We start from the raw sequence: 1,001 nt of genomic DNA, 5'->3' as shown, positions 1-1,001 counted from the left end.
TGTGCGGTCATGGGAAAGGTTCCTTAGTTGTTCTGGGGGAAGCCGAGGTTGAGGCCGCCGTGGCTGGGGTCGAGCCAGCGGCTGGTGACGACCTTGCCGCGGGTGAAGAAGTGCACACCTTCGGTGCCGTGGGCGTGGCTGTCGCCGAACAGCGAGTTCTTCCAGCCCCCGAAGCTGTAATAGGCCATGGGAACGGGGATGGGAACGTTGATGCCGACCATGCCGACCTCGACCTCGTTCTGGAACCGCCGGGCCGCGCCGCCGTCGTTGGTGAAGATGGCGGTGCCGTTGCCGAACTGGCTGGCGTTCACCAGTTCCAGGGCCTCGTCGTAGGACTCGACCCGGATGACGGACAGGACGGGTCCGAAGATTTCGTCGGTGTACACACTCATGTCGGTGGTGACGTGGTCGATCAGGGTCGGTCCGAGCCAGAACCCGTCCGCACCGCCATTCGCCTGCACCTGTCGGCCGTCCACGACGATGGTGGCGCCGTCCTGTTCGCCGGCGTCGATGTAGGAGGCGACCTTGTCGCGGTGCACCTTCGTCACCAACGGACCCATGTCGGAGTCCTGGGTGCCGTCGCCGATCTTCAACGTTTCGGTGCGCTCTTTGATCTTGGCGACCAACTCGTCGGCGATGTCCCCTACCGCGACCAGTGCGGAGGTGGTCGTGCAGCGTTCCCCGGTGGAGCCGAAGCCGGCGTTGACCATGGCGTCGGCGGTGAGGTCGAGGTCGGCGTCCGGGAGGACGATGGCGTGGTTCTTGGCCCCGCCGAGTGCCTGGACGCGTTTGCCGTGGGCGGTGCCGGTGGCGTACACGTACTGGGCGATGGGGGTGGAGCCGACGAAGCTGATGGCCTTGATGGCGGGGTTGGTGAGCAGTTCGTCGACGGCGGTCTTGTCGCCCTGCAGGACGTTGAACACCCCGGCCGGGAGGCCGGCTTCGGCCCAGAGTTCGGCCATCCAGATCGCGGCGGTCGGGTCCTTCTCGCTGGGCTTGAG

Annotated in this window: 1 protein-coding gene; it reads right to left on the bottom strand. The window is 66.2% G+C overall.

Translation table 11 applies throughout. The features are described 5' to 3' along the window. Positions 1-23 precede the first annotated feature (23 nt). Positions 24-1,001: CoA-acylating methylmalonate-semialdehyde dehydrogenase (gene mmsA, locus ACFWJO_RS41185; RefSeq protein WP_386873557.1), on the bottom strand; the 978-nt coding region annotated here is incomplete at its 5' end.

It is taken from the genome of Streptomyces sp. NPDC127092, from assembly GCF_042722475.1.
Lineage (GTDB): Bacteria > Actinomycetota > Actinomycetes > Streptomycetales > Streptomycetaceae > Streptomyces.
The sequence above is the reverse complement of the archived record's forward strand: the minus strand, read 5'-3'. Positions and strand labels throughout refer to the sequence as shown.